This is a genomic window from Mesorhizobium sp. ZC-5, from assembly GCF_025753855.1.
Classification (GTDB): Bacteria; Pseudomonadota; Alphaproteobacteria; order Rhizobiales; family Rhizobiaceae; genus Neomesorhizobium.
On sequence record NZ_JAOWPT010000015.1, the window covers coordinates 74,222 to 100,484 of the forward strand.

25 protein-coding genes and 2 pseudogenes are annotated in these 26,263 nt (G+C 63.8%); 22 read left to right on the top strand and 5 right to left on the bottom strand.

All coding sequences use genetic code 11. The features are described 5' to 3' along the window. The first annotated feature begins 181 nt into the window (after positions 1–181). Positions 182–1,078: a LysR family transcriptional regulator gene (locus OHD58_RS26790; protein WP_263806684.1), complete on the top strand. Its 897-nt coding sequence runs from the start codon at positions 182–184 to the stop codon at positions 1,076–1,078. A gap of 87 nt (positions 1,079–1,165) precedes the next feature. Here OHD58_RS26790 and OHD58_RS26795 read toward each other — a convergent pair whose 3' ends face one another. Together OHD58_RS26795 and OHD58_RS26800 are read right to left on the bottom strand one after the other, a co-directional pair. Next, on the bottom strand, positions 1,166–1,741 hold the full coding sequence (locus OHD58_RS26795) for a GNAT family N-acetyltransferase (protein WP_263806685.1): 576 nt from the start codon (positions 1,739–1,741) through the stop codon (positions 1,166–1,168). A 117-nt stretch (positions 1,742–1,858) separates the two neighbouring features. Further along, on the bottom strand, positions 1,859–2,752 hold the full coding sequence (locus OHD58_RS26800; RefSeq protein ID WP_263806686.1) for a LysR family transcriptional regulator: 894 nt from the start codon (positions 2,750–2,752) through the stop codon (positions 1,859–1,861). A gap of 156 nt (positions 2,753–2,908) precedes the next feature. Between OHD58_RS26800 and OHD58_RS26805 the strand changes: the two genes are divergently transcribed. Further along, on the top strand, positions 2,909–3,562 hold the full coding sequence (locus tag OHD58_RS26805) for a hydrolase (RefSeq protein ID WP_263806687.1): 654 nt from the start codon (positions 2,909–2,911) through the stop codon (positions 3,560–3,562). Positions 3,563–3,773: 211 nt separating this feature from the next. Here OHD58_RS26805 and OHD58_RS26810 read toward each other — a convergent pair whose 3' ends face one another. Beyond that, positions 3,774–4,649 (bottom strand): LysR family transcriptional regulator, encoded by an 876-nt coding sequence (locus OHD58_RS26810; protein WP_263806688.1) that lies wholly within the window; start codon positions 4,647–4,649, stop codon positions 3,774–3,776. Between the two features lie 220 nt (positions 4,650–4,869). On the opposite strand from OHD58_RS26810, the gene OHD58_RS26815 reads away from it, so the two are divergent. From OHD58_RS26815 to OHD58_RS26875, 14 genes and pseudogenes are all read left to right on the top strand, one after another. Next, a complete protein-coding gene (locus OHD58_RS26815) occupies positions 4,870–5,787 on the top strand; it encodes an NADP-dependent oxidoreductase (RefSeq protein WP_263806689.1) in 918 nt (305 codons plus the stop codon). Between the two features lie 117 nt (positions 5,788–5,904). Next, positions 5,905–6,924 carry a beta-N-acetylhexosaminidase gene (gene nagZ / locus OHD58_RS26820; protein ID WP_263806690.1) on the top strand — a complete coding sequence of 340 codons (1,020 nt, stop codon included), beginning with the start codon at positions 5,905–5,907 and terminating at the stop codon, positions 6,922–6,924. 67 nt (positions 6,925–6,991) lie between these two features. After that, a complete protein-coding gene (locus tag OHD58_RS26825; protein WP_263806750.1) occupies positions 6,992–7,792 on the top strand; it encodes a segregation and condensation protein A in 801 nt (266 codons plus the stop codon). After that, positions 7,789–8,532, top strand: a complete 744-nt coding sequence (scpB, locus tag OHD58_RS26830; protein WP_263806691.1) for an SMC-Scp complex subunit ScpB — start codon at positions 7,789–7,791, stop codon at positions 8,530–8,532. The genes OHD58_RS26825 and scpB overlap by 4 nt, the downstream gene beginning before the upstream one ends. A 33-nt stretch (positions 8,533–8,565) precedes the next feature. Beyond that, the gene (locus tag OHD58_RS26835; protein WP_263806692.1) at positions 8,566–9,672 is read left to right on the top strand and encodes an ABC transporter ATP-binding protein; all 1,107 of its coding nucleotides are present in this window, start codon (positions 8,566–8,568) and stop codon (positions 9,670–9,672) included. 101 nt (positions 9,673–9,773) lie between these two features. Further along, entirely contained in the window at positions 9,774–9,995 is a 222-nt protein-coding gene (locus OHD58_RS26840) for a twin-arginine translocase TatA/TatE family subunit (RefSeq protein ID WP_263806693.1), read from the top strand. 47 nt (positions 9,996–10,042) lie between these two features. Continuing rightward, positions 10,043–10,738 carry a Sec-independent protein translocase protein TatB gene (gene tatB, locus OHD58_RS26845; protein WP_263806694.1) on the top strand — a complete coding sequence of 232 codons (696 nt, stop codon included), beginning with the start codon at positions 10,043–10,045 and terminating at the stop codon, positions 10,736–10,738. Next, positions 10,735–11,580, top strand: coding sequence for a twin-arginine translocase subunit TatC (gene tatC, locus OHD58_RS26850; RefSeq protein WP_263806695.1), 846 nt, complete (start codon positions 10,735–10,737; stop codon positions 11,578–11,580). The genes tatB and tatC overlap by 4 nt, the downstream gene beginning before the upstream one ends. A 662-nt stretch (positions 11,581–12,242) precedes the next feature. After that, positions 12,243–13,139 carry a hypothetical protein gene (locus tag OHD58_RS26855; RefSeq protein ID WP_263806696.1) on the top strand — a complete coding sequence of 299 codons (897 nt, stop codon included), beginning with the start codon at positions 12,243–12,245 and terminating at the stop codon, positions 13,137–13,139. A gap of 378 nt (positions 13,140–13,517) precedes the next feature. Continuing rightward, a pseudogene (locus tag OHD58_RS30815) lies at positions 13,518–14,228 on the top strand (serine--tRNA ligase); the annotation flags it as partial. Between the two features lie 147 nt (positions 14,229–14,375). After that, a pseudogene (gene serS, locus OHD58_RS30645) lies at positions 14,376–14,981 on the top strand (serine--tRNA ligase); the annotation flags it as partial. 227 nt (positions 14,982–15,208) lie between these two features. Beyond that, entirely contained in the window at positions 15,209–15,967 is a 759-nt protein-coding gene (gene surE, locus OHD58_RS26865; protein WP_263806698.1) for a 5'/3'-nucleotidase SurE, read from the top strand. After that, positions 15,964–16,617 carry a protein-L-isoaspartate(D-aspartate) O-methyltransferase gene (locus OHD58_RS26870; protein ID WP_263806699.1) on the top strand — a complete coding sequence of 218 codons (654 nt, stop codon included), beginning with the start codon at positions 15,964–15,966 and terminating at the stop codon, positions 16,615–16,617. The genes surE and OHD58_RS26870 overlap by 4 nt, the downstream gene beginning before the upstream one ends. Positions 16,618–16,733: 116 nt before the next feature. Then, positions 16,734–18,281, top strand: coding sequence for a peptidoglycan DD-metalloendopeptidase family protein (locus OHD58_RS26875; protein WP_263806701.1), 1,548 nt, complete (start codon positions 16,734–16,736; stop codon positions 18,279–18,281). A 56-nt stretch (positions 18,282–18,337) separates the two neighbouring features. Here OHD58_RS26875 and OHD58_RS26880 read toward each other — a convergent pair whose 3' ends face one another. Together OHD58_RS26880 and OHD58_RS26885 are read right to left on the bottom strand one after the other, a co-directional pair. Next, on the bottom strand, positions 18,338–19,378 hold the full coding sequence (locus OHD58_RS26880) for a linear amide C-N hydrolase (protein ID WP_263806702.1): 1,041 nt from the start codon (positions 19,376–19,378) through the stop codon (positions 18,338–18,340). A gap of 178 nt (positions 19,379–19,556) precedes the next feature. Then, positions 19,557–20,432: an ATP-binding protein gene (locus tag OHD58_RS26885; RefSeq protein WP_263806703.1), complete on the bottom strand. Its 876-nt coding sequence runs from the start codon at positions 20,430–20,432 to the stop codon at positions 19,557–19,559. 179 nt (positions 20,433–20,611) lie between these two features. Here OHD58_RS26885 and yajC point away from each other — a divergent pair, with 179 nt between their 5' ends. The 6 genes from yajC to OHD58_RS26915 all read left to right on the top strand — a co-directional run bounded on the left by yajC (position 20,612) and on the right by OHD58_RS26915 (position 26,259). Next, positions 20,612–20,950, top strand: coding sequence for a preprotein translocase subunit YajC (yajC, locus tag OHD58_RS26890; protein WP_263806704.1), 339 nt, complete (start codon positions 20,612–20,614; stop codon positions 20,948–20,950). A gap of 48 nt (positions 20,951–20,998) precedes the next feature. Next, positions 20,999–23,554, top strand: a complete 2,556-nt coding sequence (gene secDF / locus OHD58_RS26895) for a protein translocase subunit SecDF (protein ID WP_263806705.1) — start codon at positions 20,999–21,001, stop codon at positions 23,552–23,554. A gap of 4 nt (positions 23,555–23,558) precedes the next feature. Further along, the gene (locus tag OHD58_RS26900; RefSeq protein WP_263806706.1) at positions 23,559–23,948 is read left to right on the top strand and encodes an Mth938-like domain-containing protein; all 390 of its coding nucleotides are present in this window, start codon (positions 23,559–23,561) and stop codon (positions 23,946–23,948) included. 1 nt (position 23,949) lies between these two features. Continuing rightward, positions 23,950–24,789, top strand: a complete 840-nt coding sequence (locus OHD58_RS26905) for a phytoene/squalene synthase family protein (RefSeq protein ID WP_263806707.1) — start codon at positions 23,950–23,952, stop codon at positions 24,787–24,789. A gap of 82 nt (positions 24,790–24,871) precedes the next feature. After that, positions 24,872–25,306, top strand: coding sequence for a hypothetical protein (locus tag OHD58_RS26910; protein ID WP_263806708.1), 435 nt, complete (start codon positions 24,872–24,874; stop codon positions 25,304–25,306). Further along, on the top strand, positions 25,306–26,259 hold the full coding sequence (locus tag OHD58_RS26915; RefSeq protein ID WP_263806709.1) for a sterol desaturase family protein: 954 nt from the start codon (positions 25,306–25,308) through the stop codon (positions 26,257–26,259). Before OHD58_RS26910 ends, OHD58_RS26915 begins: the two co-directional genes overlap by 1 nt. The last annotated feature ends 4 nt before the right edge of the window (positions 26,260–26,263 follow it).

The following is a 26,263-nucleotide window of genomic DNA, read 5'->3' on the forward strand; positions in this document are numbered from 1 at the left end:
CGCACATCGGTGGTGCGAAATCGATCCGGCCGGACGACTGGCGCCTGCCGCGACGATCGGTGTCCGCCGTTCGGAACTGGGCGGCGCTCGTCGACATAGGCTATGGATGACCGCCCGTACTGCTGTTCGATGTGCTAGATACGGGCTTTGAAAGGCGCACCCCATGGTGCGGGATTGCACCATGATCGACTGGGATGACGTTCGTTACTTTCTTGCCGTCGCGCGTGGTGGCTCGGTCCGCTCCGCCGCCGAGCGCCTCGGAGTGAACCACTCGACCGTGCTGCGGCGGATCGCTCAACTCGAGGAACGCCTCGGGGCGCAGATGTTCGAAAAGCTACCCTCGGGCTACCGCCTGACGGCTGCGGGCGAGGAGGTCCTCGAGTTCGCGGAGCAGATGGAGGCGTCGTCGAACCGGCTGGAGACGCGAATCTTCGGGCGCGACCAGGGCGTACGCGGACCCTTGCGGGTGACACTGGCGCCGACCCTCGCGACGCATTTGCTCATGCCCGACTTCGCCGAGTTTGCGCGTCAGCATCCGGAAATCGAGATGGAAATCTTGTCGTCCGGCGAGCTGGCAAATCTGACCAACCGAGAGGCCGACGTGGCGATCCGCGTCGTTTACGATCGCAAAACACTGCCGCTCAATCTTCACGGACTGAAGGGACCGGAGCTGTTCGGCGGCGTCTACATGTCCCGCGATCGACTGGCCGCGTGGCGTGCGGGTGCGCCTGATCCCGTCCGGTGGATCGTCATAAGCATTCATGGCATCCCGGACTGGGCCCGCGAGGGTGAGGTTCGTACAACGGGGGTTCCGTTCAGGACCACGGACGGCGAGGCGCAGATCGCAGCGGTACGGCAAGGGCTCGGGATGACGACACTGTCGTGCTTCGTCGGAGATGCCGACCCCCTCCTGGTGAGGGTGCCGGGCACCGACCTGCACATGCATGGAACGCTCTGGCTTCTGACGCAGGGGGAGACACGCAAGACGAAGCGCGTGCGGCTCTTCACCGAGTTCATATCCCGCAGGCTCGCCGCGTACGCGCCGCTTCTCGCGGGGCTGTCTGTATCGGGCGAGTGACGCACAGCAGGTCGCCGGCGACGCATGCAGGAGCGTGATCGGGCAGGCGAAGGGTCCTTACCTGTCTCGACTCTATTGGCGGATGGTTCAGCTTGGCAGTCTGGCACCGCTTTGCTCGACAACAGACGGCGATTCGATGCCTCCATCGAGCGCAAAACGCTCGCAGTGCTCGCCGTCGGACTCATCGATGAAGCTCTCGATATGTTTGAAGCCGAGCTTCGCCAATATCCGCAGCGACGCGAAATTGCGCGCCACCGCCTCGGCCGTCACCTGTTCAAGCGCCAGGGTTTCAAAGGCATAGCGGACGACTTCGCGCGCCGCCTCGCTGCCCAGTCCGTTCCCCCAAAGCGCACGCGCCAGCACAAATCCCAGTGCGGCTGCCTTGGCGTCGGTTGCGTCGAAGGACAGGGTTACCGTCCCGATCGCGTCCGCTACTCCTGCCTGGTCTATGGACCACTTGATCGCCTTGCCGTCAGCGAACCGCTGACGCGAACGGGCGATCCATCGCTCGCCTGCGCTTATGTCGTCGGGAACAGGATCGCCGGCAAGCGAGGCGGATTCGACATCCGTCGTGCGCGCAAACCATGCCGGGATATCCCGTTCGCTCGGCGCCCGAAGCACGAGCCTTGGTGTCGTGAGCCTGGGAAATCGGACTGCTTCCATGGGAGCATTTTCGACCTGAGGCGGCGCCAATGCAACGGCGCTGGCAGGCCGCGTCTGCCACCACCCTTTCCGGAAATTCGAGCTGACCCGCCGCTTATTCCATGGCGTCGCATCACTTTAGCGACCGGCACCCTCAAGGCGTGGATCCTGTTCCAGGCACTCGATCAGCAATTCGGTGAGGACCTGTATTTTCCGTGCGGGGTACTGGCCCGGCGGGCGCACGACATAGACGCCCGCTGGCGGTGGTGGATGGCGTGTCATGACTGCAACCAGCGCGCCGGAGGCCACATAGTCGTCGGTGAGGCAATCGGGCAGCCAGGCGATGCCGAGTCCCGCTGCCGCGGCGACGGCGAGAGCTGTGCCGTTGTCGGCCTTGAAGCGCCCCTGCGGCTGAACCGTGGCGATCCTGTCGCCATTGGTGACCTGCCAGGATTCGGTTCCCTGCATGAGGGCTTCATGTGCGACCAGTTCCTCCGGTGTCTCAGGGGAACCATGCCCTTCGATATAGTGGGGGCTTGCGACGAACTTCCCGTGGAGCGGCCCGACGCGTCTCGCGATCAGGTTGGAGTCCGGCAGGTAGCCAACCCTGATTGAGCAATCGAACCCCTCCGCGATGAGATCGACGAAGCGATCGCTGTAGGAGGTATGGACGTGGAGCAGGGGGTGGCGTCGCGCCATTTCCGCGAGCACGGGAGCGAATTGGGTTGGGCCGAAGGAGAGCGGCACGGCAATTCGCAAGCGGCCGCGAAGGTCACCGGCGGGCAGGATCGTTTCCCTGGCCACTTCGATCTCCGCGACGACCTTGGCTGCATGGTCTCGAAACGTGACGCCGGCTTCCGTGAGAGCGGCGCCGCGGGTGGTTCGTGCAACAAGCTGGACGCCCAGTTCCGCTTCGAGCCGGGCGAGCCGCCGGCTGACGATCGACTTGGAGACGCCGAGCCGGCGGGCGGCGGGCGAGACGCCGCCCGCATCGGCAACTTCCACGAACGTCTCCAGTTCTTCGATGTCCATTCCAGCGTTCCCCGTTTGGCGACACAGTTTGCCATGGAAGGGCACTATCGCATCATGAGAGGGAACGGCAATGTCCGTTTCAGGCAACGTCGCCCCTGGCGCATGTCTCCCCTGAAAAACCAGTGCCGCTCACAAACGGCAGCAAAGGATGCAACAATGACCTTTCGCAACGGCCTCGATTCGCTTCTTCGTCCAGAAGACTCGGTCCTCGTCCTGATTGACCACCAGCCCTACCAGCTCGCGAACCTGAACAGCCACGATCCGCAAGCCGTGGTCAACCTCACGACCGCGCTGGCGAAGCTGGCAAAAGCCTTCGATGTTCCGACCATTCTCACCAGCGTGATCGCGGCGCGCGGTGGACTTCTCTTTAAGCAGATCACCGACGTATTTCCGGACCAGGAAGTCATTGATCGCACGTGGGTGAACACCTGGCAGGACGAGAATGTGGTGAACGTCGTCAAGGCGACCGGCCGCAAGCAGCTGATCATCGCCGGCCTGTGGACCGAGGTCTGCGTCGCAATGCCTGTGATCCAGGCCGCCGGCGAAGGCTGGGACGTGACCGTGATCACCGACGCGTCGGGCGGCATTTCGAAGGAGTCTCACGAAGTTGCCATCCAGCGAATGATCGCGGCCGGCGCGAACGTGATGACCGTGATGGCGCTCGCTGGCGAATGGCAACGCGATTGGGCGCGCACCGAGCATGTTGAGGAGCTGACCGAGATTCTCATCCAGCACTTCGGCGGCAGCGGCATCGCGTATCTTTGGGAGCAGCAGCTGCTCAACACGCCGGTGCCGAGCAGCGCAGGCTGATCTGAAGTCCGCCGGCAAGGGCGCCTTCTGGCGCGTCCGCGTGCCGACCGGCTCGCGCAACGACGCCATCTCGCTCGGCGAAAGCGACAAGGCCGCCGGCGGCAACTGCTTCGTCTCGAAGTAACTGGCAGCAGATCGTTTTTAGTCGGGGCGCGGCGCAAGCCGCGCCCCGACTATAGTTTCGATGTGCCACTGACATGCCCTACGGAATTCACGACCACCCGTAACGCTCGATGAGCACGCGGAGCTGTCGCAGCGCCGCCGCCGTTCCCGACCCCGAGATCGACTGGAATGCGACCGTGCGCGACAAATCCAGCGTATCGACCGGGCGCAATGTCAGGCCGTCCACGATTGCCGAGCGCTCGGGTAGCATGCAAACGCCGGCGCCCTCCGCCACGGCCTGCTGAATCAAATCCTCCCGTTCGGATCTGAGCCGTGGGATCATGATGATCGCGCGCTCATGCAAATGGTTTTGCACGCGCGTGCGGAATTCGCATTGGAGCCGATCGAGGTAAGGCTGTTCCGACAGGTCCGAAAGCGAAACCGAGCCCTGGCTTGCTAGGTTGTGACCTTGCGCCATCGCCAGCAACAGTCGCTCGCCAAACATTTCGACGGTGGCGATTTTGGCGCTTCCGGCTGTCGGATCCGTGCAGAAGCACCCATCAATTTGGCCGCTGAGGAGGCGCTCCATGCCCTCGTCGCGCGTGATCGGCTGGAGAACCAGTTCGAGCATCGGCATCTGTCGAAGGGCGTGCGAGACGAACCCGGTGATCAGCGCCGGCGCGATGGTGTTCACGATGCCCAGCGTCAGATTTTCACGCCGGCCGCGAACCCGGTTGAGGGATATCGCCCGAACCCGCTGCTCGCGGTCCGCGATCGCAGCGAATTCGGATCGTATGTCGCGGCCAAGTGCTGTCAGGCGACTATCTTTTCCATCGCGATAGACCAGCGTTCCGCCCAGCTCTCGTTCGAGCCGCTGTATCGCTCGGGTGAGCGTTGGCTGGGACACTCCGCTCCGCATGGCCGCTTCGGTGAAGTTGAGGGTGTCCGCCAGGTTCAGGAAATATCGAATCTGGTTGAGTTCCATCGTTCTTCCTTCACCGCTCCTCGAGCGCTGCCTTCAGGCCCGGCAGGCGCTTCGCCCGCAGCATTACCGACCCGTATTGAAACTATACAAGCCAGCTATTGGAAATTTTCGTTCCGCGCTGCGACAACTGAGATCGTCGACGAACGCTCCGGTTCGCTGCCCGTACCCGCCAGCAACCGGCGGTCCACCAAAGCGACAAACGGTCGAGGAGGCAATTCCGATGAAAGCAATCGTGGTAACGGATCAGGCCGCAGGTACGGCCGGGATGAAACTGGTGGAGCGGCCTGAGCCGCAGGCGGCGATAAACGACGTCGTGGTTCAGGTTTATGCGGCGGGATTTGTCAACACCGAACTGGAGTGGCCGTCGACCTGGGCCGATCGCCGCGACCATGACCGAACACCGTCGATCCCTGGGCACGAAGTCGCCGGCGTCGTCACCGCGCTCGGCTATGGCACCACGGGGCTGTCGGTGGGACAGCGGGTGTTCGGCCTCGCAGACTGGCATCGCGACGGCACACTGGCGGAGTATGTAGCCATGGAGGCCCGCAACCTCGCGCCGCTGCCGGGCGATGTCGACTTCACGGTGGGCGCGAGCCTGCCGATCTCGGGCCTGACCGCGTGGCAGGGACTGTTTCAGCACGGTCGCCTTCAGGCGGGGCAGAGCGTGCTTGCGCACGGCGCGGCCGGCGCAGTCGGTTCTATGGTGGCGCAGCTCGCACGAGAGGCCGGCGCCTATGTCATCGGCACCGGACGCGCCGCCGACCGTCAGAAGGCGCTCGACTTCGGCGCGAATGAATTCGTCGACCTTGAAACCGACGCCTTGGAAGACGTCGGCGGAGTCGATCTGGTGTTCGATGTCATAGGCGGCGACATCCAGAAGCGGTCCGCGGCTCTGATCCGAGCCGGAGGTATGCTGGTGACCGTCGTCGGACCGGCCGAGTCGCGGCCCACGGACGGCCTGGCGGTTGACTTCGTCGTCGAGTCCGATCGTGCCCAACTGAGCGAGATCGTCCAGCGGGTGCGGGACGGGCGACTGCGGACGAACATCGGCAAAGTCTCCGCCCTCGACGATGCCGTCGCCACCTTCAACTCGACCGAGCGACGCGCCGGGAAGGCGGTCATCCGCGTTCGGCCGTGAGTACTCGGCGACTGAATAGGGGATTGGCTACCCACCCTTTCCGGAAATTCAACCTGACCCGCCGCCCATTTCCCGTAACAGGTGCGCAAATCCGCGCTTCGCGCTAGAATCGGCGTCATGACCGAATCAAAATCCATGATCCTGGGTTGTTCCGGGAAAGTTTTGACCCCTGATGAAATCCGCTTCTACCGCGGCGAGCGGCCGTGGGGCTTCATTCTGTTCGCCCGCAACATCGGCGAGCCGGAACAGATCAGGGATCTCGTTCTGTCCCTGCGCGAAAGCGTCGGTCGTCCCGATGCGCCGGTGTTCATCGACCAGGAGGGCGGCCGCGTGCAGCGGCTGCGCCCGCCGCTGGCGCCGAATTATCCGGCGGGCGCCGCCGTCGGCGCGCTCTACAGGCAGGACCGCGAGGCCGGCCTGCGCTCCGCCTGGCTTTTGGCGCGGCTGCATGCCTTCGACCTCACCCGCTTCGGCATCACCGCCGACTGCCTGCCGGTGCTCGATGTGCCGATCGAAGGCGCCAGCGATGTCATCGGCGCGCGCGCCTACGGCAAGCAGCCGGAGATCGTCGCCGAACTCGGCCGTGCGGCGGCGCAAGGGTTGATGGACGGCGGCATGCTGCCGGTCATGAAGCATATTCCCGGCCACGGCCGCGCCTTTTCGGACACGCATTTCGAGTTGCCGGTCGTCGATGCGCCGCTTGCCGAGTTGAGAAGCCATGATTTCGCGCCGTTCAAGGCGCTAAACCATCTGCCGGCGGCGATGACCGCGCATGTCGTCTACAGCGCCATCGATCCGGACAACCCGGCGACCACGTCCGGCAAGGTGGTGCAGGAAATCATCCGCGGCGAGATCGGCTTCGATGGCCTGTTGATGAGCGACGACACCTCGATGAAAGCACTTTCTGGGGATTTCCCGGAGAAAGCCGCCGGCATCCTTGCGGCGGGCGTCGATCTGGTTCTTCACTGCAACGGCGTGATGGAGGAGATGGCGGGAATTGCGTCGCGCACCGGGGTCCTTGCCGGAAAATCGCTGCAACGCGCCGACCGCGCCTTGAGCTACATCAAGGCCGGCGACGCGAAGAATGAAACAGAAGTCCGCGCGGAGTTCGCCGGATATTTCGATGCGGTGGCCTGACCTCCGCATTTAGGAGAAGGACGTGGCCGAGACGGTCGACAGCAAAGGCGGCAGCAAGGCCGCGCCGATGGATCGTCTCTGGGCCGAGAACGACGATTCGCGCGGTGTCAGCGAGCCGTCGCTGGTTGTCGATGTCGCTGGCTTCGAAGGCCCGCTCGACCTGCTCCTGCATCTCGCGCGCAACCAGAAGGTCGACCTGGCGCGCATTTCCATTCTGGCGCTCGCCGAGCAATATCTGGTCTTCGTCGAGCAGGCGCGGGCGTTGCGGCTCGAACTCGCCGCCGACTACCTCGTCATGGCGGCGTGGCTCGCCTACCTCAAATCCAGGCTGCTCATTCCCAAGCAGCCCGGCGACGACGGCGAGAGCGGCGAGGAAATGGCCGCCGTGCTGCAGTTCCGGCTGAAGCGGCTGGAGGCGATGCGCGATGCCGCCGCACGCCTCGTCAACCGCAACCGGCTCGGCCGCGACGTGTTCGCCCGCGGCATGCCGGAACTGGTCATCATCGAGAAGCGCAACGAATATTCGGCCTCGCTCTACGACCTGCTCACCGCCTATGCCTCGCAGCGGCAGCGCCAGGCGATCACCAACGTGCAGATCGCCAAGCGCGGCGTGTGGTCGTTGAAGCAGGCGCGCGATATCCTGACCCGCATGGTTGGCGAGTTCCGCGACTGGACCGCGCTCGACAGTTTCCTGGTCAAATATCTGGTCAGCCCCGAGGACCGGGCGACCGCGCTTGCCAGTTCCTTCGCGGCGTCGCTGGAAATGGTGCGCGAAGGCCGGATCGAAGTCCGCCAGCATGAGGCGTTCGCGCCGCTTTACATGCGCAACCGGCAGCAATCGCCGAAGGCCATCGAGGTGACGACATGAGCGACAGCCGGAATGCGGCGATCATCCCCTTCGTTATCGACGAGGAGGCAGACGGCGACATGCATGACGACAATCCCGCCGGGCGGCTGTTCCTGTCCGAGGCAATGCGCATGGCCGAGGCGCTGGTGTTCGCCAGCGCCGAGCCGGTCTCCGAAAAGCAGCTCGTCGGCCGCCTGCCGGAAGGCGTCGACATTGCCGCCGTCATGGCGGAGCTGCGGAAGGTCTACGAGAAGCGCGGCGTCAACCTCGTCCATGTCGGCGACGGCTGGGCCTTCCGCACCGCCGGCGACCTTGCCTTCCTGATGAGCCGCGACGCCGTACAGCAGAAGAAGCTGTCGCGCGCCGCCCTCGAAGTTTTGGCGATAATCGCCTACCACCAGCCGGTCACCCGCGCCGAGATCGAGGACATCCGCGGTGTCGAGACCTCCAAGGGCACGCTCGACACGCTGCTGGAGACCGAATGGGTGAGGATGCGCGGCCGCCGCCGCACGCCGGGCCGCCCGGTCACCTACGGCACCACGGAAAAATTCCTCGACCATTTCCAGCTCGAGGAGATCCGCGACTTGCCCGGCATGGAAGAGCTGAAGGGGGCAGGGCTCTTGTCCACCCGCATGCCGTCCAACTTCTCGATGCCGGTGCCGCCGTCCGATCCCGACATGCTCACCGAGGACGAGGATCCGCTGACCGACATCGACCTCGAGGAACTCGGCCTGTTGACACCCCGCGTCGAGGATGATTGACCGTAAACTGGTCAGGCATCCGAAGGTTTTTCGTTGGCAACGCAGGAACAGCACCCGGCATCGCGCGTCACCGCCGGCGTCACCTTCGCCGCGCGCCTGTCCTTCGAGAACATCAGCCACGCCTTCAATTCGCACAGCGAAACGCTGCACGACCTCACCCTGTCGGCTGAGCCTGGCGAGGTGCTGTGCCTACTTGGGCCTTCCGGCTCGGGCAAGACGACGCTGCTCCGTATCGCCGCCGGCATCGAGAGCCAGGCCACCGGCCGCGTGCTGATGAACGATCGCGAAATCGCCGGCCCGTCGGTGTTCCTGCCGCCGGAAAAGCGCTCCATCGGCCTGGTTTTCCAAGATTTCGCACTATTTCCGCATCTGACCATCCTCGACAATGTGCGTTTCGGCCTGACTGCGCTGTCGCGCGAGGAATCGAAGCGTGAGGCGATGATCGCGCTGTCGCGGGTCGGCCTTGAACACTACGCCGCGTCCTATCCGCATGTGCTGTCCGGCGGCGAGCAGCAGCGCGTCGCGCTCGCCCGCGCACTCGCCCCGCGACCCTCCGTGCTTTTGATGGACGAGCCGTTTTCCGGCCTGGATTCGCGGCTGAAGGATAGCGTGCGCGCCGAAACGCTCGACATATTGCGCCACAGCCGCGCCACGGCCATCGTCGTCACCCACGATGCCGAGGAAGCGATGCGCATGGGCGACCGCATCGCGCTGCTGAAGAACGGCCGCCTCGTGCAGGTCGGCAAGGCCGAGGAACTTTACCAGCGGCCTGTCGATCTCTTCGCCGCCGGTTTCTTCTCCGAACTCAATGTCTTCGACGCAAAAGTGCGCGGCGGAATGGCGGATACCCCGCTCGGCAGCATCGCCGCACCCGGCCTGGACGAGGGCGCCCCGGCGACGGTTGCCGTGCGCATGGCGGGTTTCGACGTCAGCGAAGACGCCGGCGAGGTCGCCGCCCGCGTCCTTTCGCGCCGTTATCTTGGTGTTGTCGAGCTGCTCGATCTGGCAGTACAGGGGTCGGAAACGCCGGTCAGGGCGCGCGTCAGGTGCGGCGCTTTGTCCGCCGGCGCACGCGATATTTACCTGTCGCTGAGAAAGTCCGATGTGCTTGTGTTTGAAAGACAGACCGAAAGCGCATAAATCAGTATGGAATAAAGGAAGCTTCAGGTCAGCCGAGCCGAAAAATAATAGCCGGCATCACCTGAAGGTCTAGGGAAACGGTCGAAAGAGAGACAAAAACAATGGGTTCCTTTTCAATCTGGCACTGGCTCATCGTGCTTGTGGTCGTGCTGCTCCTGTTCGGACGCGGCAAGATCCCCGAACTGATGGGCGACATGGCCAAGGGCATCAAGAGCTTCAAGAAGGGCATGACGGACGAGGACGAGGCGGAAAACGCCAAGACCGTCGAGCACCGCAACGACGAGACTGTCAACGCGGCCAAGCAAAAGGCGACGAAGTCCTGATTGCCGGGTCCTGGTGACCCGCGCGCTCTTTAGCCGGAACGAGACGTATGTTTGACATCGGCTGGACCGAAATGCTGGTCATCGCGATTGTGATGATCGTCGTCGTCGGACCGAAGGATTTGCCGCGCATGCTGCGCACCTTCGGCAAGACGACGGCGAAACTCAGGTCGATGGCTGGCGATTTCCAGAAACAGTTCAACGAGGCGTTGAAGGAGGCCGAGCTTGACGATGTCAAGAAGTCGGTCGACCAGCTGCGCAGCCTCGATCCGCGCAGCGAGATCAAGAAGCAGCTCAACCCGTTCGAAAAGGCGGCGCAGGACGTGCGGGCCGGCCTCGACTCGTTGAAACAGCCGGGCGGCAAGCCTGCCGAGCCGGCAAAGCCCGAGGTTCATGCCGCCGAGCCGCTGAAGAACGGCGCCACCGTGATGCCGGGCGTCGAGGGGCCGGCTGCAATGCCGGCGGCACCCGCGTTCCCGGTCATGGCTGATCCGGCGCCCGCCACGGCAGCCGATGGTCTGGTCAAGGCGCCTGCCGCCAAGGCAAAGGCCGCCCCGGTGAAAGCCGCCTCGGCGAAAGCCTCGCCGAAATCGGCGGCGGCAAAGCCTGCCGTTAAGCCGGCCGCAAAAGCTGCGCCGGCAAAGCCCGCCGCGAAAGCCGCTCCGGCCAAGAAGATTGCCTCCCGGGCGCCGGCGAAAGCCAAGGCGCCGGCTACGGCCAGGAAAAAAGCGGGAACCGCCTCGTGAGCGCCGAAGACGAAGACATCGACAAATCGTCGGCGCCGCTGATCGAGCACCTGATCGAGCTGCGCTCGCGCCTGATGTGGGCGCTTGGCGGCTTTTTCGTCGCCTTCCTGGTCTGCTTCTATTTTGCCAAGCAGCTTTTCAACCTTCTGGTCATCCCGTTCAAATGGGCGACCGATTGGGCCGGCCTCGATTCGCACAATGTCGAGCTCATCTACACGGCGCCGCAGGAATTTTTCTTCACCCAGGTCAAGCTGGCGATGTTCGGCGGGCTGGTCATTGCCTTTCCGCTGATCGCCGCGCAGATCTACAAATTCGTCGCGCCCGGCCTCTACAAGAACGAGCGCGGCGCCTTCCTGCCGTTCCTCATCGCCTCGCCGATCCTGTTCCTCATGGGCGCCTCGCTGGTCTATTTCTTCTTCACGCCGATGGTCATGTGGTTCTTCCTCGCCATGCAGCAGACCGGCCCCGGCAACGACGTGCAGATCTCGCTTTTGCCGAAAGTGTCGGAATATCTCAGCCTCATCATGACGCTGATCTTCTCCTTCGGCCTGGTCTTCCAACTGCCGGTGGTGACGACGCTGATGGCGCGTGTCGGCCTCCTGAGTTCCGAAGGCCTGCGCGAAAAGCGCAAATGGGCGATCGTCATCGCCTTCGTCGTCGCCGCTGTGCTGACGCCGCCCGATCCGGTCAGCCAGATCGGCCTGGCGATCCCGACCATCCTCCTCTACGAGATTTCCATCTGGACCGCCCGCATGGTCGAAAAGAAGCGCGAGGAAGAAAAGCTCGCCGCCGAGAAGCAGGAAGCGGCCGCGGAAACCACGACAACCCCGGCGGCTTCGTAAGGCTGGCATTATCTCCCCCTTGCGAGGGAGAAGCGGCAAGGTTGTACTCTTCCTTCAGCGTTTGGGATTGGGCGAGGCGGGTGACGCGCCTAATCTCCCCACCCGTGGGGGAGATGGCCGGCAGGCCAGAGGGGGGCGCGAAGGAACGCAAGCTCTCGGTACAACCTCTACGTCATCCCAGGTCGAAGCAGACCGAAGGCCGTCGCGTAGTACTGGGAACCATGCCGTGGACCTTTCGGCAGTGAAGCTGCGGTCCAGATGACGCTCCTCCTTGGTCCGTCCTCTCCTGTCATCGACCTAACAGCATGGATTCCCGACACGCTCCGCTCGTTCCTCGCTCACGCGGTCGGGAATGACGGACTACATTGTACGTCCCGCCAGCCTTCGATGTTGGCGACTTGCGGAGGCGTAAAGAACTCCTCATTCAATGTTCGCGATTTGCGGAGCCGTTAAAAGAAACGCGTCATTCCCGACCGCGTGAGCGAGGAACGAGCGGAGCGTGTCGGGAATCCATGCCGGAACACCGCTGAAGCGTGAGGCGGTGCAGAATGCTTTCATCGTCCATGTCACCATCTGTCAGGAATTTTTTCTCGCATTTGTCCACTCCCTCTAACCCTCCCGCATAATTCTCCCGTCGGCTGCGGAAAGGAAAACACGGGACGATGGACTGGAACCTGGCGATCGAGCGGAACACGGAGGCGCTGAAGCGCATCCTGGCCGCGCTCGTCGCCATGGTGGGGCTCCGGGGACAGTTTACTTTCTTTCCGCAGGAAGGCGCGCTGCCTCAAGATTTGGCGCTGGCGGAAAAAAGTAAACTGTCCCCGGCATCGACCCTTCCCCGCCACCTCCACACCGCCGTGCTCCGACTGCTCAGGCCTGCCGAAGCCGCTACCCGGCGGCTCATCATCGTGGCGGCGCGTGGCATTGTCGTTCCGCCCCCTCCACCACGCTCCGCGTGGTCCCCCGCTTCGCAGGGGAGGATCAGCGGCGCCGCCGGCACGACCTGGATCCTCCCCCGTTCACGGGGGAGGGGGACCGCCGCAGGCGGTGGAGGGGGCATCGCGGAATCCTCCGCCGCCCGCCCGCTGGCACTGCCGCTTTTCGACCGGCTTCCGCGCTGGAATACCCGTCCCCGGCGTCCCGCTCCCACCAGCGTGCCGCGCATCTCGGTGCCCGGCTACACCACGCTGTCTCCCATCGCGCCGCGCCGTCCGCCCATGCCCGACGACCCGGTCGGTGCCACACGTCTCGGCCTGCGGTTCGCTGCGCTCGCATCTGCCCTCGACGACCTGCCGCGCCAGGCAAAACGCTTCGCCCGCTGGCGGGCGCGCCGCGACGCGATCATCGCGCAAGAGAGAAACGGCGACCCCGCCGCGCCAACCGGAGAACCGCGCCGACGCAGTCGCCTGCACCGCATATGGCCACTGCGCCCCGGCCGTCCACCCGGCCAGCACCCAAGGCAGGGCCGGAAAAAATCCAGGCACGAGATCCACGAAATCCTGAAAGACCTGCACGGCCTCGCCTTCGACGTCCTGGAGGAGCGCCGCGACACCTCCTGATGGCGGCAGCATGGTGATTGTGAAGTTGAGCCAGACCTCGCCTGATGCCTTGCCGGGCAAGCAGGCGTGGCAATGGAGATGCTTGTGTTCTATGGCGCCCCCCTCTGGCCTGCCGGCCATCTCCCCCACAGGTGGGGAGATTGGCTGTCATCAACGGTGGCGCTCTTCCTTCGGCGTTTGCGATTGGGCGAAGCGGGCGACGCGACTGATCTCCCCGCTTGTGGGGGAGATGGCCGGCAGGCCAGAGGGCGGCGCGAAGGATCGCGGCATTGCCATCCAACCGCCCAACCCTTCAAAAAACCGCCGTCCCTGCTCGCCCCGCCTTGCATCGTCCAAGGATGCGGTTTACCCCCTCTTCGCCTTGTTTGAGGATGGATCATGCTTGATATCAGATGGATTCGCGACAACCCGAACGCTCTCACCGAAGCGCTTGCCAAGCGCTCGTGGTCGTCGGACGACGCGCAGTCCACGGTCGACGACCTGATCGCCAGGGACGAGGCGCGCCGCACCCATGTGGCAAAGCTCCAGGCCGCGCAGGAGCGCCGCAACGCCGCCTCCAAGGAGATCGGCAAGGCGATGGCCGCCAAGGATTCTGAACTCGCCGAAAGGCTGAAGGCCGAGGTCGCCGAGATCAAGGGCTTTATCCAGTCGGGCGAGGCGACCGAGCGCGAGCTCGACAAGGCGCTTACCGACGCGCTGGCCGTTCTCCCCAACGTGCCACTCAACGACGTGCCGGTCGGCAAGGACGAAAACGATAATGTCGAACGCCATCGCTTCGGCGACGAGCTGATTGCAAAACGCCAGCCGCGCATGGGCAACAAGCCGAAGGAGCATTTCGAGATCGGCGAAAAGCTGGGCATGATGGATTTCGAGCGCGCCGCCAAGCTGTCCGGCTCGCGCTTCACCGTGCTCAGCGGCCAGCTTGCGCGGCTGGAGCGGGCGATCGGCCAGTTCATGCTCGACCTGCACACCACCGAGCACGGCTACACCGAAGTGCAGCCGCCGCTGATGGTGCGGGATGAGGCGATGTTCGGGACTGGGCAACTGCCGAAGTTTGCAGAGGATCTTTTCAAAACCACCGATCCCCGATTGGAGGATTTTGTCCGCAAGTTTGCACGCGCCATTCAAGGACCCACAGCGTCGGAATTACTTGGATTAGGATTCCCAGAGGATGATGCGAAAGCTGTACGTCTGAGTGCTGAGACGGAGGAATTTTTAGAGCGCTTGGGAGCATCGCGTCTGTGGCTCATCCCCACCGCCGAAGTCCCGCTCACCAATCTCGTGCGCGAGGAAATCACGCCGCACGAAAAACTGCCGCTGCGCTTCACCGCGCTCACCCCGTGCTTCCGCTCCGAGGCCGGCTCGGCCGGGCGCGACACGCGCGGCATGCTGCGCCAGCACCAGTTCTACAAGGTCGAGCTGGTCTCGATCACCGACCAGGAATCCTCGCTCGCCGAACACGAGCGCATGACCGAATGCGCCGAGACGGTGCTGAAGAAGCTGGAGCTGCCGTTCCGCACCATGACGCTCTGCACCGGCGACATGGGTTTCGGCGCGCAAAAGACCTACGACATCGAGGTCTGGCTGCCCGGCCAGAACGCCTACCGCGAAATCTCGTCCTGCTCGGTCTGCGGCGATTTCCAGGCCCGCCGCATGGACGCCCGCTACAAGGACAGGGATGGCAAGGGCAACCGCTTCGTCCACACGCTGAACGGCTCCGGCACCGCCGTCGGCCGCGCGCTGATCGCCGTCATGGAAAATTACCAGGAGGCGGACGGCAGCGTAACCATTCCTGAAGTGCTGCGCCCTTACATGGGCGGACTGGAAAGAATCGGCGCGTGATGACTTCAATGACAATGCTCGACGTTGCCCCCCTCTGGCCTGCCGGCCATCTCCCCCACAAGGGGGGAGATCAGCTGCCATCAGCGTCGGCATCTTTCTGTCAACGTTGGCGATTGGGCGGAGCAGGCGACGCGACTAATCTCCCCACCTGTGGGGGAGATGGCCGGCAGGCCAGAGGGGGGCGCGACGGAGCGCTGACCTTGTCGCCGAAAGGCAGGATCAACTAGATGCGCATCCTGCTCACCAATGACGACGGCATCCACGCCGAAGGCCTCGCGGTGCTTGAGCGCATCGCTCGCACCATTTCCGACGACGTCTGGGTCGTCGCGCCGGAGACCGACCAGTCGGGCTTTGCCCACTCGCTGTCCATTTCCGAACCGCTCAGGCTGCGCAAGATCAGCGACCGGCATTACGCCGTGCGCGGCACGCCGACCGATTGCGTCATCATGGGCGTGCGCAAAATCATGCCGGAGCCGCCGGATCTCATCCTGTCGGGCGTCAATTCCGGCGCCAACCTCGCCGACGACGTCACCTATTCCGGCACCGTCGCCGGCGCCATGGAAGGCACCATGCTCGGCATCCGCTCGATCGCGCTGAGCCAGGCCTACAGTGTCGAGGGCAGCGCCCGGCTGGTGCCGTGGGAGACGGTCGAGGCGCTGGCGCCGGCGCTACTGGAGAAGCTGATCGGCATCGACCTGCCGGCCGGCACGTTCCTCAACGTGAATTTCCCGAACTGCCCGCCGGAGGAGGTCGAGGCCACGCTGGTCACTACCCAGGGCAAGCTGGTTCACAGCCTGTGGATCGACGAGCGCGCCGACGGCCGCGGCTTTCCGTACTTCTGGCTGCGCTTCGGCCGCGAGCCTCCCGAATTGCGCGAAGGCACCGACGTCCACGCGGTGAAAAGCAAGTCCGTGTCGGTGACGCCGCTGAAGCTCGACCTCACCGCGCATGAAGTGAAGGACAGTCTGGCGAAGGCGCTTGCATGAACACGATTGTCGACGATCGCGAGGGTTTTGCTGCTTTCCTGCTGCGCTTGCGCGCGCTCGGCACGCCGCCCAGGGATCTGGTCGCGGCAATGGAAGCGACGCCGCGCAAGACCTTCGTGCCCACCCCCTGGCAGTCCGTCGCCTGGTCGGACCGCATGGTGCCGATCGAGTGCGGCGAGACGCTGGAGGGTGCTGACCTGCAGGCGGCGGTCATCGCGGCGCTGCAGCTCGAACCCGGTCACCGTGTCCTGGAAGTCGGTACCGGGTCGGGGTTCACCGCGGCGGTGATGGCGCGGCTCGCCGCGCGGGTGGTCACCGTCGACCGCTACAAGACGCTCGCCGAACAGGCGAAGCAGCGCCTCGATGCGCTCGGCCTCGTCAACGCATTCGCACGGCAGGCCGACGGCTACAACGGGCTGCCGGGCGAGGGGCCGTTCGACCGCATCGTCGTCTGGGCGGCGTTCGACAACCTGCCGCGCGCTTTCGTCGATCAGCTGTCGACCAACGGCATCATGATCGCGCCGATCGGCCCGGCGGAGGAGGAACAGGTCCTCGCCAAGCTCACCAAGATCGGCAGCCGCTTCGAGCGCGAGGACATCGCCAAAGTGCGGTTGCAGCCGATGGTCAAGGGCTTGGCTGCGGTGATTTGAGCAGCCTTTTGGATTCACAAAGAAATTTCTCGTTTGCGAATCGCGTCTTAACCGCCCGGTAACATTAACGCGCTTTAATCATACCCAGTTGTGTTGGGTACGCGCGGGTTAAAGCGATGCGGTTGAGTCAATTGAACAAGAGCCAGCGTATTCTGGCGCGCAGTGCTGCCATTCTCCTTGTCGGTGGCCTTGCTGCGGGTTGCAGTTCCGGTGCGGCGCGCTTCGGCGGTGTCGACGACATATTCACCTCCACCACGAACCAGCGCCAGATCATCCCGCCGGCCAGCCAGCCTTATCCGGCCGGGCAGGCTGCGCAGGTCGACACCTCGGCGGCGAACCGCCAGGCGGTGCAGCCGGTCGATGTCTCGCGCAGCCCGGTCGGGCGTTCGACGCTTCCGCCGGTGGCCGGAACGCAGGTCGCGAGTTCACAGCAGCCCGTGATGGCCCCCGTCGCGACGCAGCCGGTTCGTTCCCCGTCTCCAACCCTCGCGCCGGTCGCTTCCGCTCCCGCCGTCGACGACACCGTCACCGGCACCGTCAAGCAGCCCGCCCCGGCGGCGCAGGCCGCGGGCGAGGATATCAAGGGCTGGTCGCGCGCCGGCGGCAGCCAGGTCACCGCCAAGGAAGGCGAGACGGTCTACAACCTGTCGCGGCGCTTCGGCGTGCCCGCCGACGTGATCATGAAGGCCAATGGCCTCAACCAGTCCGCTGGGCTGCAGGCCGGCCAGAAGGTCATCATCCCGACCTATGTCTACTCGGACAAGGCCGGCGTTTCGGCTCCCGACAGCAATCCGAATGTTGCCGAGGCGAAATCCTCGCGCGGCACGAAATATGATGTGCCGGCTCACAAGGTGCCGCTGCCCAGCGGCGCGCCGACCGACAAGGTCGCCGTGCTGCCGCAGCCGCCCAAGGTCAAGGAAGGCGAAGCGGCGCAGCCTCTCGCCGCGACCGCGCCGACCGCCAAGAACGCCGATGCTCCGGGAACCTACAAGGTCCAGGAAGGCGATACTCTGTCGCGGATTGCCAGGAAGACCGGCGTCGGCGTTGCCGCGCTGAAACAGGCCAACGGCCTCCAGGACGGGTTGATCCGGGTCGGCCAGACATTGACCGTGCCGGCTGCCGGCGCGGCACAGGTCGCCGCCGCTGCCCCCGCCAAGGTCGACAAGGTCACCACCGGCGCCACCGACCCGAACGCGAAGGCCGAGACCGCCACCTACACGCCGCCGAAAAAGGCCGAGAAGGTGATGGAGCAGGCCGAGCAGGACACCGCCGCCGCCCCTGATGCCACCGGCATCGGCCGCATGCGCTGGCCGGTTCGCGGCCGTGTCATCTCCGGCTACGGCGCCGGCGGCGGCAAGAACGGCGACGGCATCGACATCGCGGTGCCGGAAGGCACGCCGGTGAAAGCCGCGGAAAACGGCGTCGTCATCTATGCCGGCGATGGCTTGAAGGAATTCGGCAACACGGTGCTGGTGCGCCACGAGAACGGCCTCGTCACCGTCTATGGCCATGCCAGCGCATTGAAGGTGGCGCGCGGCGAGAAGGTCAAGCGCGGCCAGGAAATCGCGACATCCGGCATGAGCGGCACCACCGACAGGCCGAAGCTGCATTTCGAGGTGCGCAAGAACTCCGCGCCGGTCGATCCAAAGACCTTCCTCGAATAGCCGACAACACGGATCGCAAAAAACAGGCCGGCATGTCCGGCCTGTTTTTTTCCGGCTCATTCCCCGCAGATGCTGCCCTCGGCGAATGCCGCCGACTGGGCGATGGTTTCCTCGCCCGGATTGCCAAGAAACGGCGTTTCTCCAAAACTCTTGCGGATAAGCGCCTCGTGTTCGGCGCGGCTGTAGTCGCGGAAATTCCCGGCCACGTCCTCGCCGTCGCCGCTCTCGTGAACGTCGAACAATTTCACCGGCGAGCGGCAGGAAAGATCGAAGGCCCCGAGTTTCACGGACCGGAGGGCTCTGTTCTTGTCGGAGCGCCAGCCCACCGAAAGGTTTTTCGGATCGAAGACGACGCTCCAGCGCGTGTGGTTCGTCTGCGCGACGGAAGCCAGCGTGTCGAAGGCCTGTTCGACCGGATCGCCGCTGTTTGCCGCGGTGCCTTTGACCCGCGCCGCTGCACGGGCAAAGCGCTGCAGCGACCCGGAGCCGGCCGGCACCATCGTCTGGCCGACCTTTTCCACATAGCCGAGGGATTCCGCGTAACTGCTGTTGGCCAGCACGGGATAGGCGAGGTCGCCGCCTTGCCGCACCACGCGCTTTCCTGCGAGGAACTCGACGACTGCCGCGTTTCCCGAAGCGTCGACCAGCTTGTAGTGCAAGGGAACGCGGCTCTCGATCCGCATCTCGGCTCCCCTGGCCAGTGCCTCGTCGACATTTGCCGACGTATCGAGCAGGTATTGCATCCACTCGAGCACGCCGACCTGCGGGCGGTCATCCGCGCTCTCGTAGCGGGCTTCGTCCAGCCACATCTGGCTGACCACCAGTCCGGCTTCGTTCATGCCGGCCATCGGGTTGTCGCGGCCGAACTGCGAAAAGCTGATCGAGCCGTATCTGCTCTGCCATTTCGCCGCGCTGCCTGGAACTTCCGAGGTTTTGGCCAGGCCGCGCTTGTTGATGAAGATCAGCCCGTAACCGATTGGAAAATCGTAGTTGTAGGCGACGATCGGCCGGCCCGGATCGAGAAATGCCACGGTCGTGCAGGCTTCGGCTGCGGTCGAGGCCGCGAGGAACGCGGCAAACAGGATGCCTCGGCGCATGGCGGCCTCCGAACTCACGCAGCCGGAACGATAACACAGGCGTCCCGGCCGCAGAATGTCCGGAAGTGCGAAGTTTAATGCATGTCGCCCGAAAGTGTCCTCGGTTTCGGGATAACGACATGCATCAAATCAAAGAATCTGAAGCGCGGCCGCCGAATCCTTTTCGGCGCGACGCGGTTCAGTCCTTCAGGGGCTGGCCGAGGCGGCCGGCGAGGTCCTGCGTGAATTGCCAGGCGACGCGGCCGGAGCGGCTGCCTCGTGTCGTCGCCCACTCCAGCGCGTCGGCGCGCAATGCTTCGGGCTCGATCTTCAGGTCGTGATAGCGGACATAACCCTCGATCATGTCCAGGTATTCGTCCTGCGAGCATTTGTGGAAGCCGAGCCAGAGGCCGAAGCGGTCCGACAGCGAGACCTTTTCCTCGACCGCCTCCGACGGATTGATAGCGGTCGAGCGTTCATTGTCGATCATGTCGCGCGGCAGCAGATGCCGCCGGTTCGAGGTTGCGTAGAAGATGACATTGGCCGGACGGCCTTCGACGCCGCCCTCGAGTGCGGCCTTCAGCGATTTGTAGGAGGTGTCGTCATGGTCGAAGGAGAGGTCGTCGCAAAACAGGATGAAGCGATAGGGCGCCGTCTTCAGGATACCCATCAGCTTCGGCAGCGTGTCGATATCCTCGCGATGGATCTCGACCAGCTTCAGCGGCTCGCCGCCTTTTCGGCCTGCGTTCACCTTGGCATGCACCGCCTTGACCAGCGATGACTTGCCCATGCCGCGCGCGCCCCACAGAAGCACGTTGTTGGCGGGCAGGCCGGCTGCAAATCGCTCCGTATTGTCGACCAGGATATCGCGCACCCGGTCGACCCCGCGGATCAGGCCGATGTCGACACGATTGACGCGATGGACGGGTTCCAGATAGCCCGGATCGGCTGCCCAGACGAAGCAGTCCGCCGCTTCGATATCGGCGGCTGGAGCCTCCCGCGGCGCCAGCCGCGAAACGGCGGCAATCAGCCGGTCGAGTTTGTCTTCGAGGGATTCGTTCGGCTTTTTCGGCATCTGACTGAATGCGTTCCATGTGAATGCTGCGGTTAATCCGCTCTAACATGGTGAAACTGGCTGGAAAAGCGCGGCCGGATAGGCCAGTTGCAGTTGCAAAGGTGGCTTTAGCGACTATATTCCGGCCACTTTCGAAGGGGCTCGATCGCGACCCCGCAATCTCGTCTCAGGAGTCACCGATGTTTGTCACGCCGGCATATGCCCAGGTCCCAGGCACTTCGCCCGATATGCTCATCAGCATTTTGCCGTTTGTCCTGATTTTCGTGATCATGTATTTTCTGATCATCCGCCCCCAGCGCACCCAGCTGAAGAAGCGCGGCGAGATGCTGGCGGCGATCCGTCGCGGCGACACGGTGATCACCGGCGGCGGTTTTGTCGGCAAGGTGACGAAGGTGATCGACGACAACGAACTCGAAATCGATCTCGGCGGCGGGAACAAGGTGACCGCGCTGCGCGCGACGATCGCCGACGTAAGGGTCAAGGGCGAGCCGGTCGCCAACCAGAACGCCAAGAAATAACCGCAATCAAGGCGGAACCGGAACGATCGGCCCTACTGAAGAGGCACAATGCTTTATTTTTCGCCCTGGAAGACGTTCTCGATCTGGTTCGTCATCATCATCGGCGTCGTTTTCACGCTGCCGAACATGCTGCCCCAGTCGGTTCTGGATTCGTTGCCGGATTGGGCGCCGAAGAACACGATGACGCTTGGCCTCGACCTGCAGGGCGGCTCACACATTCTGCTGCAAGTCGACAAGCAGGATCTGATCAACGAGCGTCTGCAGGCGACGCGCGACGATATCCGCACCCAACTGCGTGATGCCAAGATCGGTTACACCGGTCTTTCGGGCACCGGCCGCTCGGTACAGGTCCGCATTCGCGAAGCCAATGAAGTCGAGCAGGCGAAGACGGCGCTTGCATCGCTGACGCAGCCGGTTTCGTCCGGCGTTTTCGGCACCGGCTCCACCACCGAACTGGAACTTGACGAACCGGAACCCGGGCTGCTGCGCTTTACGCTGACCGAAGAAGGCGTCACCTACCGCACCAGTTCGGCCGTTACCCAGTCGATCGAGGTCATCGGCCGTCGCGTCAACGAACTCGGTACGACCGAGCCGATCATCCAGCGTCAGGGCGTCGACCGCATCCTCGTCCAGGTGCCGGGCCTGCAGGATCCGCAGCGCCTGAAGGATATTCTCGGCCAGACCGCCAAGCTGACCTTCCAGATGGTCGACCAGACAATGCCGGTGCAGGAGGCCATCGAAGGGCGTCCGCCGGCAGGTTCGAGCGTACTTTATTCGATGGACGATCCGCCGGTTCCCTATCTCATCGAAGGCCGTGTCATCGTATCGGGCGAAAATCTCGTCGATGCGCAGGCAACCTTCGACCAGCGCACGAACGAGCCCGTGGTGTCATTCCGCTTCGATGCCAAGGGTGCCCAGCGCTTCGGGCAGGCGACGCAGCAGAACGTCGGCAAGCTTTTTGCGATCATCCTCGACAACCAGGTGATCTCGGCACCCCAGATCCGTGAGCCGATCCTCGGCGGCACTGGCCAGATTTCCGGCAGCTTCACGGCCGAGAGCGCCAATGACCTTGCCGTGCTCCTGCGCGCCGGCGCGCTGCCGGCCGATCTGACCATCGTCGAGGAACGCACCGTAGGCCCGAGCCTCGGCGCCGACTCCATCGCCGCTGGTGAGATCGCCTCGCTGATTGCGGGCATTCTCGTTGTCGGATTCATGATCGTCGCCTATGGCAAGCTCGGCGTGATCGCCAACATCGCGCTCGCCGCGAACGTCTCGCTCATCATCGCGATTCTTACTGTGCTTGGCGCTACGCTGACGATGCCCGGTATCGCCGGTATCGTGTTGACCGTCGGCATGGCCGTCGATTCCAACGTCATCATCTACGAACGCGTGCGCGAGGAGCGGCGCCTGGGCCGATCGCTGGTTCAATCGCTGGATTCAGGCTTCTCCCGGGCGCTTTCGACGATCGTCGACGCCAACTTCACCACCTTCATCGCCGCCGTCATCTTGTTCTATCTCGGTTCCGGACCGGTGCGCGGCTTCGCCGTGACGCTGGCCATCGGTATCGTGACGACCGTGTTTACTGCGTTCACGCTCACGCGCTGGCTGATTGCGGTCTGGCTGAAGCGCTGGAAGCCGAAGGAGCTTCCGAACGGCCTGATCAGGTTCGTGCCTGATGACACCACGCTGCCGTTCATGTCGTGGCGCAGATACGCATTCGGCTTGTCTGCGGCCCTGTCGATTGCCGCCATGGTGCTCTTCTTCACGATGGAAATGAACTACGGCATCGATTTCCGCGGCGGCTCCAGCATCGAGGTGCAGTCCAAGGCCGCCGCCGCCGATCCCGGAAACGTGCGCGAACGGTTGAACGAACTCAATCTCGGCGACGTCCAGGTTCAGGAGTTCGGCTCGCCCCGCGACCTGCTCATCCGCATCGAAGGACAGGGTGGTGGCGACAATGCCGAGCAGAGCGTCGTCGAGAAGGTCCGTTCGGAACTTCAGGAGGATTACGATTTCCGCAAGGTCGAGTCGGTCGGCCCGACGGTGTCCGGAGAATTGGCCTTCTACGGCACGATGGGCATTCTCGCTTCCATGGTGGCGATGCTCATCTACATCTGGTTCCGCTTCGAGTGGCAATTCGGCGTTGGCGCCGTCATCGCGACAGTGCACGACGTGACCATGATGGTCGGGCTTTATGTCCTCTCCGGACTGGAGTTCAACCTGACCAGTATCGCGGCCATCCTTACCATCGTCGGCTATTCGATCAACGATACGGTGGTCGTTTACGACCGCGTGCGCGAGGATCTCAGGCGATACAAGAAGATGCCGATCGAGCAACTGCTCGACCTCTCGATGAACCAGACATTGTCGCGAACGGTGCTGACCGGCGTGACGACGCTTCTGGCCCTTATCGCGCTGTACCTCTTCGGGGGCGAAGTCATTCGCTCGTTCGTCTTCGCAATGATTTTCGGCATCCTGGTCGGCACCTATTCGTCGATCTTCGTTGCCGGCCCATTGCTGATCCTGTTCCGGCTGCGGCCTGAAACCTTCGAAGCAGGGGAAAAGACCGGGCTTCCGACGTCTGTCCAGATTTCGAAGTCCTGACGCCATGGCCGGGGGAATTGTGATGCGTGAGGCGCATTTCCCCGGCCGTCCGCCCATCGATGCCTATGGCAACGGGGGCTTCCGCTTTGCGGGAATGTCGCATCGCGGATCGATCCTGTGTCTGCCGTCCGGCGTCTACGGCTGGGAGCCAGCAGACAGGAACGCGCTCGTTGCCGGCGATTTCGCAAAACTTCTGGCCGAAGCCCAGGAGGTGGAGATCCTGCTCGTCGGCATGGGGCCCGATCTGAAGCCGCTTCCAGCCGAATTGCGCGCCGCACTGAAAGATGTCCGTATCTCGGCCGATCCGATGGCGACAGGCGCCGCCGTCCGGACCTACAACGTGCTGCTTGCGGAAGACCGTGCCGTCGCCGCCGCGCTGATCGCCGTGGAGTGACGTGTCTTCCGCTGACGATCATCTGAGCGAGGCCGTCCGAACGGCAGATCACGGCCGTTATCTCACCGTGCTTTATGCACCGCAGGAGAAGCGCCGCAGTCTCCTGGCGCTCTATGCCTTCAATGTCGAGATCGCTTCAGTGCGCGACCGCATCCGCGAGCCGTTGCCAGGCGAGGTGAGGCTGCAATGGTGGCGCGACGTCCTCGACGGGCGCACCGCTGCCGACGGCCACCCGGTGGCCGAGGCGTTGCTTGCGGCGATCCGCGAGCATGGCTTGCCGGTCGAAACCTTCCAGAACTATCTCGATGCCCGGATTTTCGACCTTTATGACGACCCGATGCCGACGCGCAACGACCTCGAAGGATATTGCGGCGAGACGGCTTCCGCCCTCATCCAACTCGCCGCGATGATCCTCGATGCTTCAGCCGCGCCGCGCTTTGCCGAACTTGCCGGCCATGCCGGTTGCGCCCAGGCCATTACAGGCATCCTGCGCCTGCTGCCGATCAGCCGCGCCCGCGGCCAGTGCTACGTGCCGAGGGATATCCTCGCGGCGGCCGGCACTTCGCTTGAGGAATTCCTGGCGGGAGAAGGCGGGGCAGGGGCCACTCATGCGGTTTCGGCGATGGCAGCGCTTGCCAGGCAGCACCTGGCCGCATTCGAGCGCCAGGCGTCCGGCCTGCCGGAAACGTTGCGCCCAGCCTTCCTGCCGCTGGCGTTGACCGGTGCTTATCTCGAAGCTATCGAGAGAAATCCCGCGAAAGCCTTGAAGCAGACGAGTGAATTGCCGGTCTGGCGACGTCACTGGCTGATGCTGCGACGGGCGTCGCGCGGCTGGCGCTAATCCTCCTTTGACGTAAACGTCAACCGTGCTAAATCTCTCGCGCAGCCGCGGGTTTGCGGCGGCGCGGGAGGAAATTTCAACGATGAGCCTGCCCATCCTGGTTGCGATGGTTGTGATCGGCATCACCGCCGCCGTGCTTGCAGTGCATCTGACGGGCGGCAGCGCGAAAGCCAGGCTTGCCGGGCCTGATCAGGCGCGAAACCGCTTCGCTGAGGATTTTCCGGACGAGGCGGTGCTTGCTGTCCGCCTGACCAGCGATGCCGAGACGGCGTTTCTCGAGCTTGGCGATGAACGGATGGGCATCGTCCAGGTTTTCGGCGACAAGTTCCTGACCCGCATCGTCTCACACAGGGATATCGCACGCATCGCCGCGCCTAGGCAGGCCGTGGTTTCGATCCGCCTGCATGATTTCACCTGGGGCGGCGGCGAGTTCCGCTTTGACGACGAAGATGCCGCAAGTGCCGTGATGCGGGCGTTGAAGCCGCGCGAAAAGACGAATGTGGGAGAGCCCGCCTGATGGAAACCTACGATTTTCCGAAAGTGACCGAACTGGCGATCCCGTTCTTCGTGATCGCAATCCTGATCGAGCTTTGGCTGGTTCGTACCGGCCGCGCCAAGGGCGCATTCGAAACCCGCGACACGCTGACCAGCCTGATGATGGGAACCGGCAATGTGGTTGCCGGTATTTTGCTCGGCATCGTCTCCTACACCACGCTGGTCTGGGTCTGGCAGTTCCGCTTTTTCGATCTGGGGCTTTCGGTCTGGGTCTTCATCGGAGCCTTCCTGCTCGATGACCTGCGCTATTATCTCTACCACCGCATAGCCCACCGCGTGCGCTGGGTCTGGGCCGAGCACGTCAACCATCATTCGAGCCAGCACTACAATCTCTCGACCGCGCTCCGGCAGAGCTGGACGGGGCTGTTCACCGGCATGTTCATCCTGCAGGTGCCGATGGTGCTGCTTGGCCTCCACCCGGCGGTGATCGCCTTCGTCTTCGGCTTCAATCTCGTCTGGCAATTCTGGATCCACACCGAGGCGATCGGCAAGATGTGGGGATGGTTCGAGTTCATCTTCAACACGCCGTCTCACCACCGCGTGCACCACGCCACCAATCCGCGCTACCTCGACGCCAATTATGCCGGCACGCTGATCATCTGGGACCGCATGTTCGGCACATTTGTCGAGGAACTGGAGGAAGACCGGCCACGCTACGGCATCGTGAAGAACCTCGGTACCTTCAACCCGCTGAAAGTGGCGTTCCATGAATGGATCGGCATGTTCCGGGATGCGTTCTCGCCGGGCCTGACTTTGGGCCAGCGCCTGAACTATCTGATCAAGCCGCCAGGCTGGAGCCATGACGGATCGCGCGAGACGTCGGAAAGCCTCAAGGCAGCCTATGTGCGCAGAAATCCGGGCGAGGCGGGGAAGCCGGGATTGCCGTCGGCCGACAATATCCAGGCTGCGGAGTAACCTT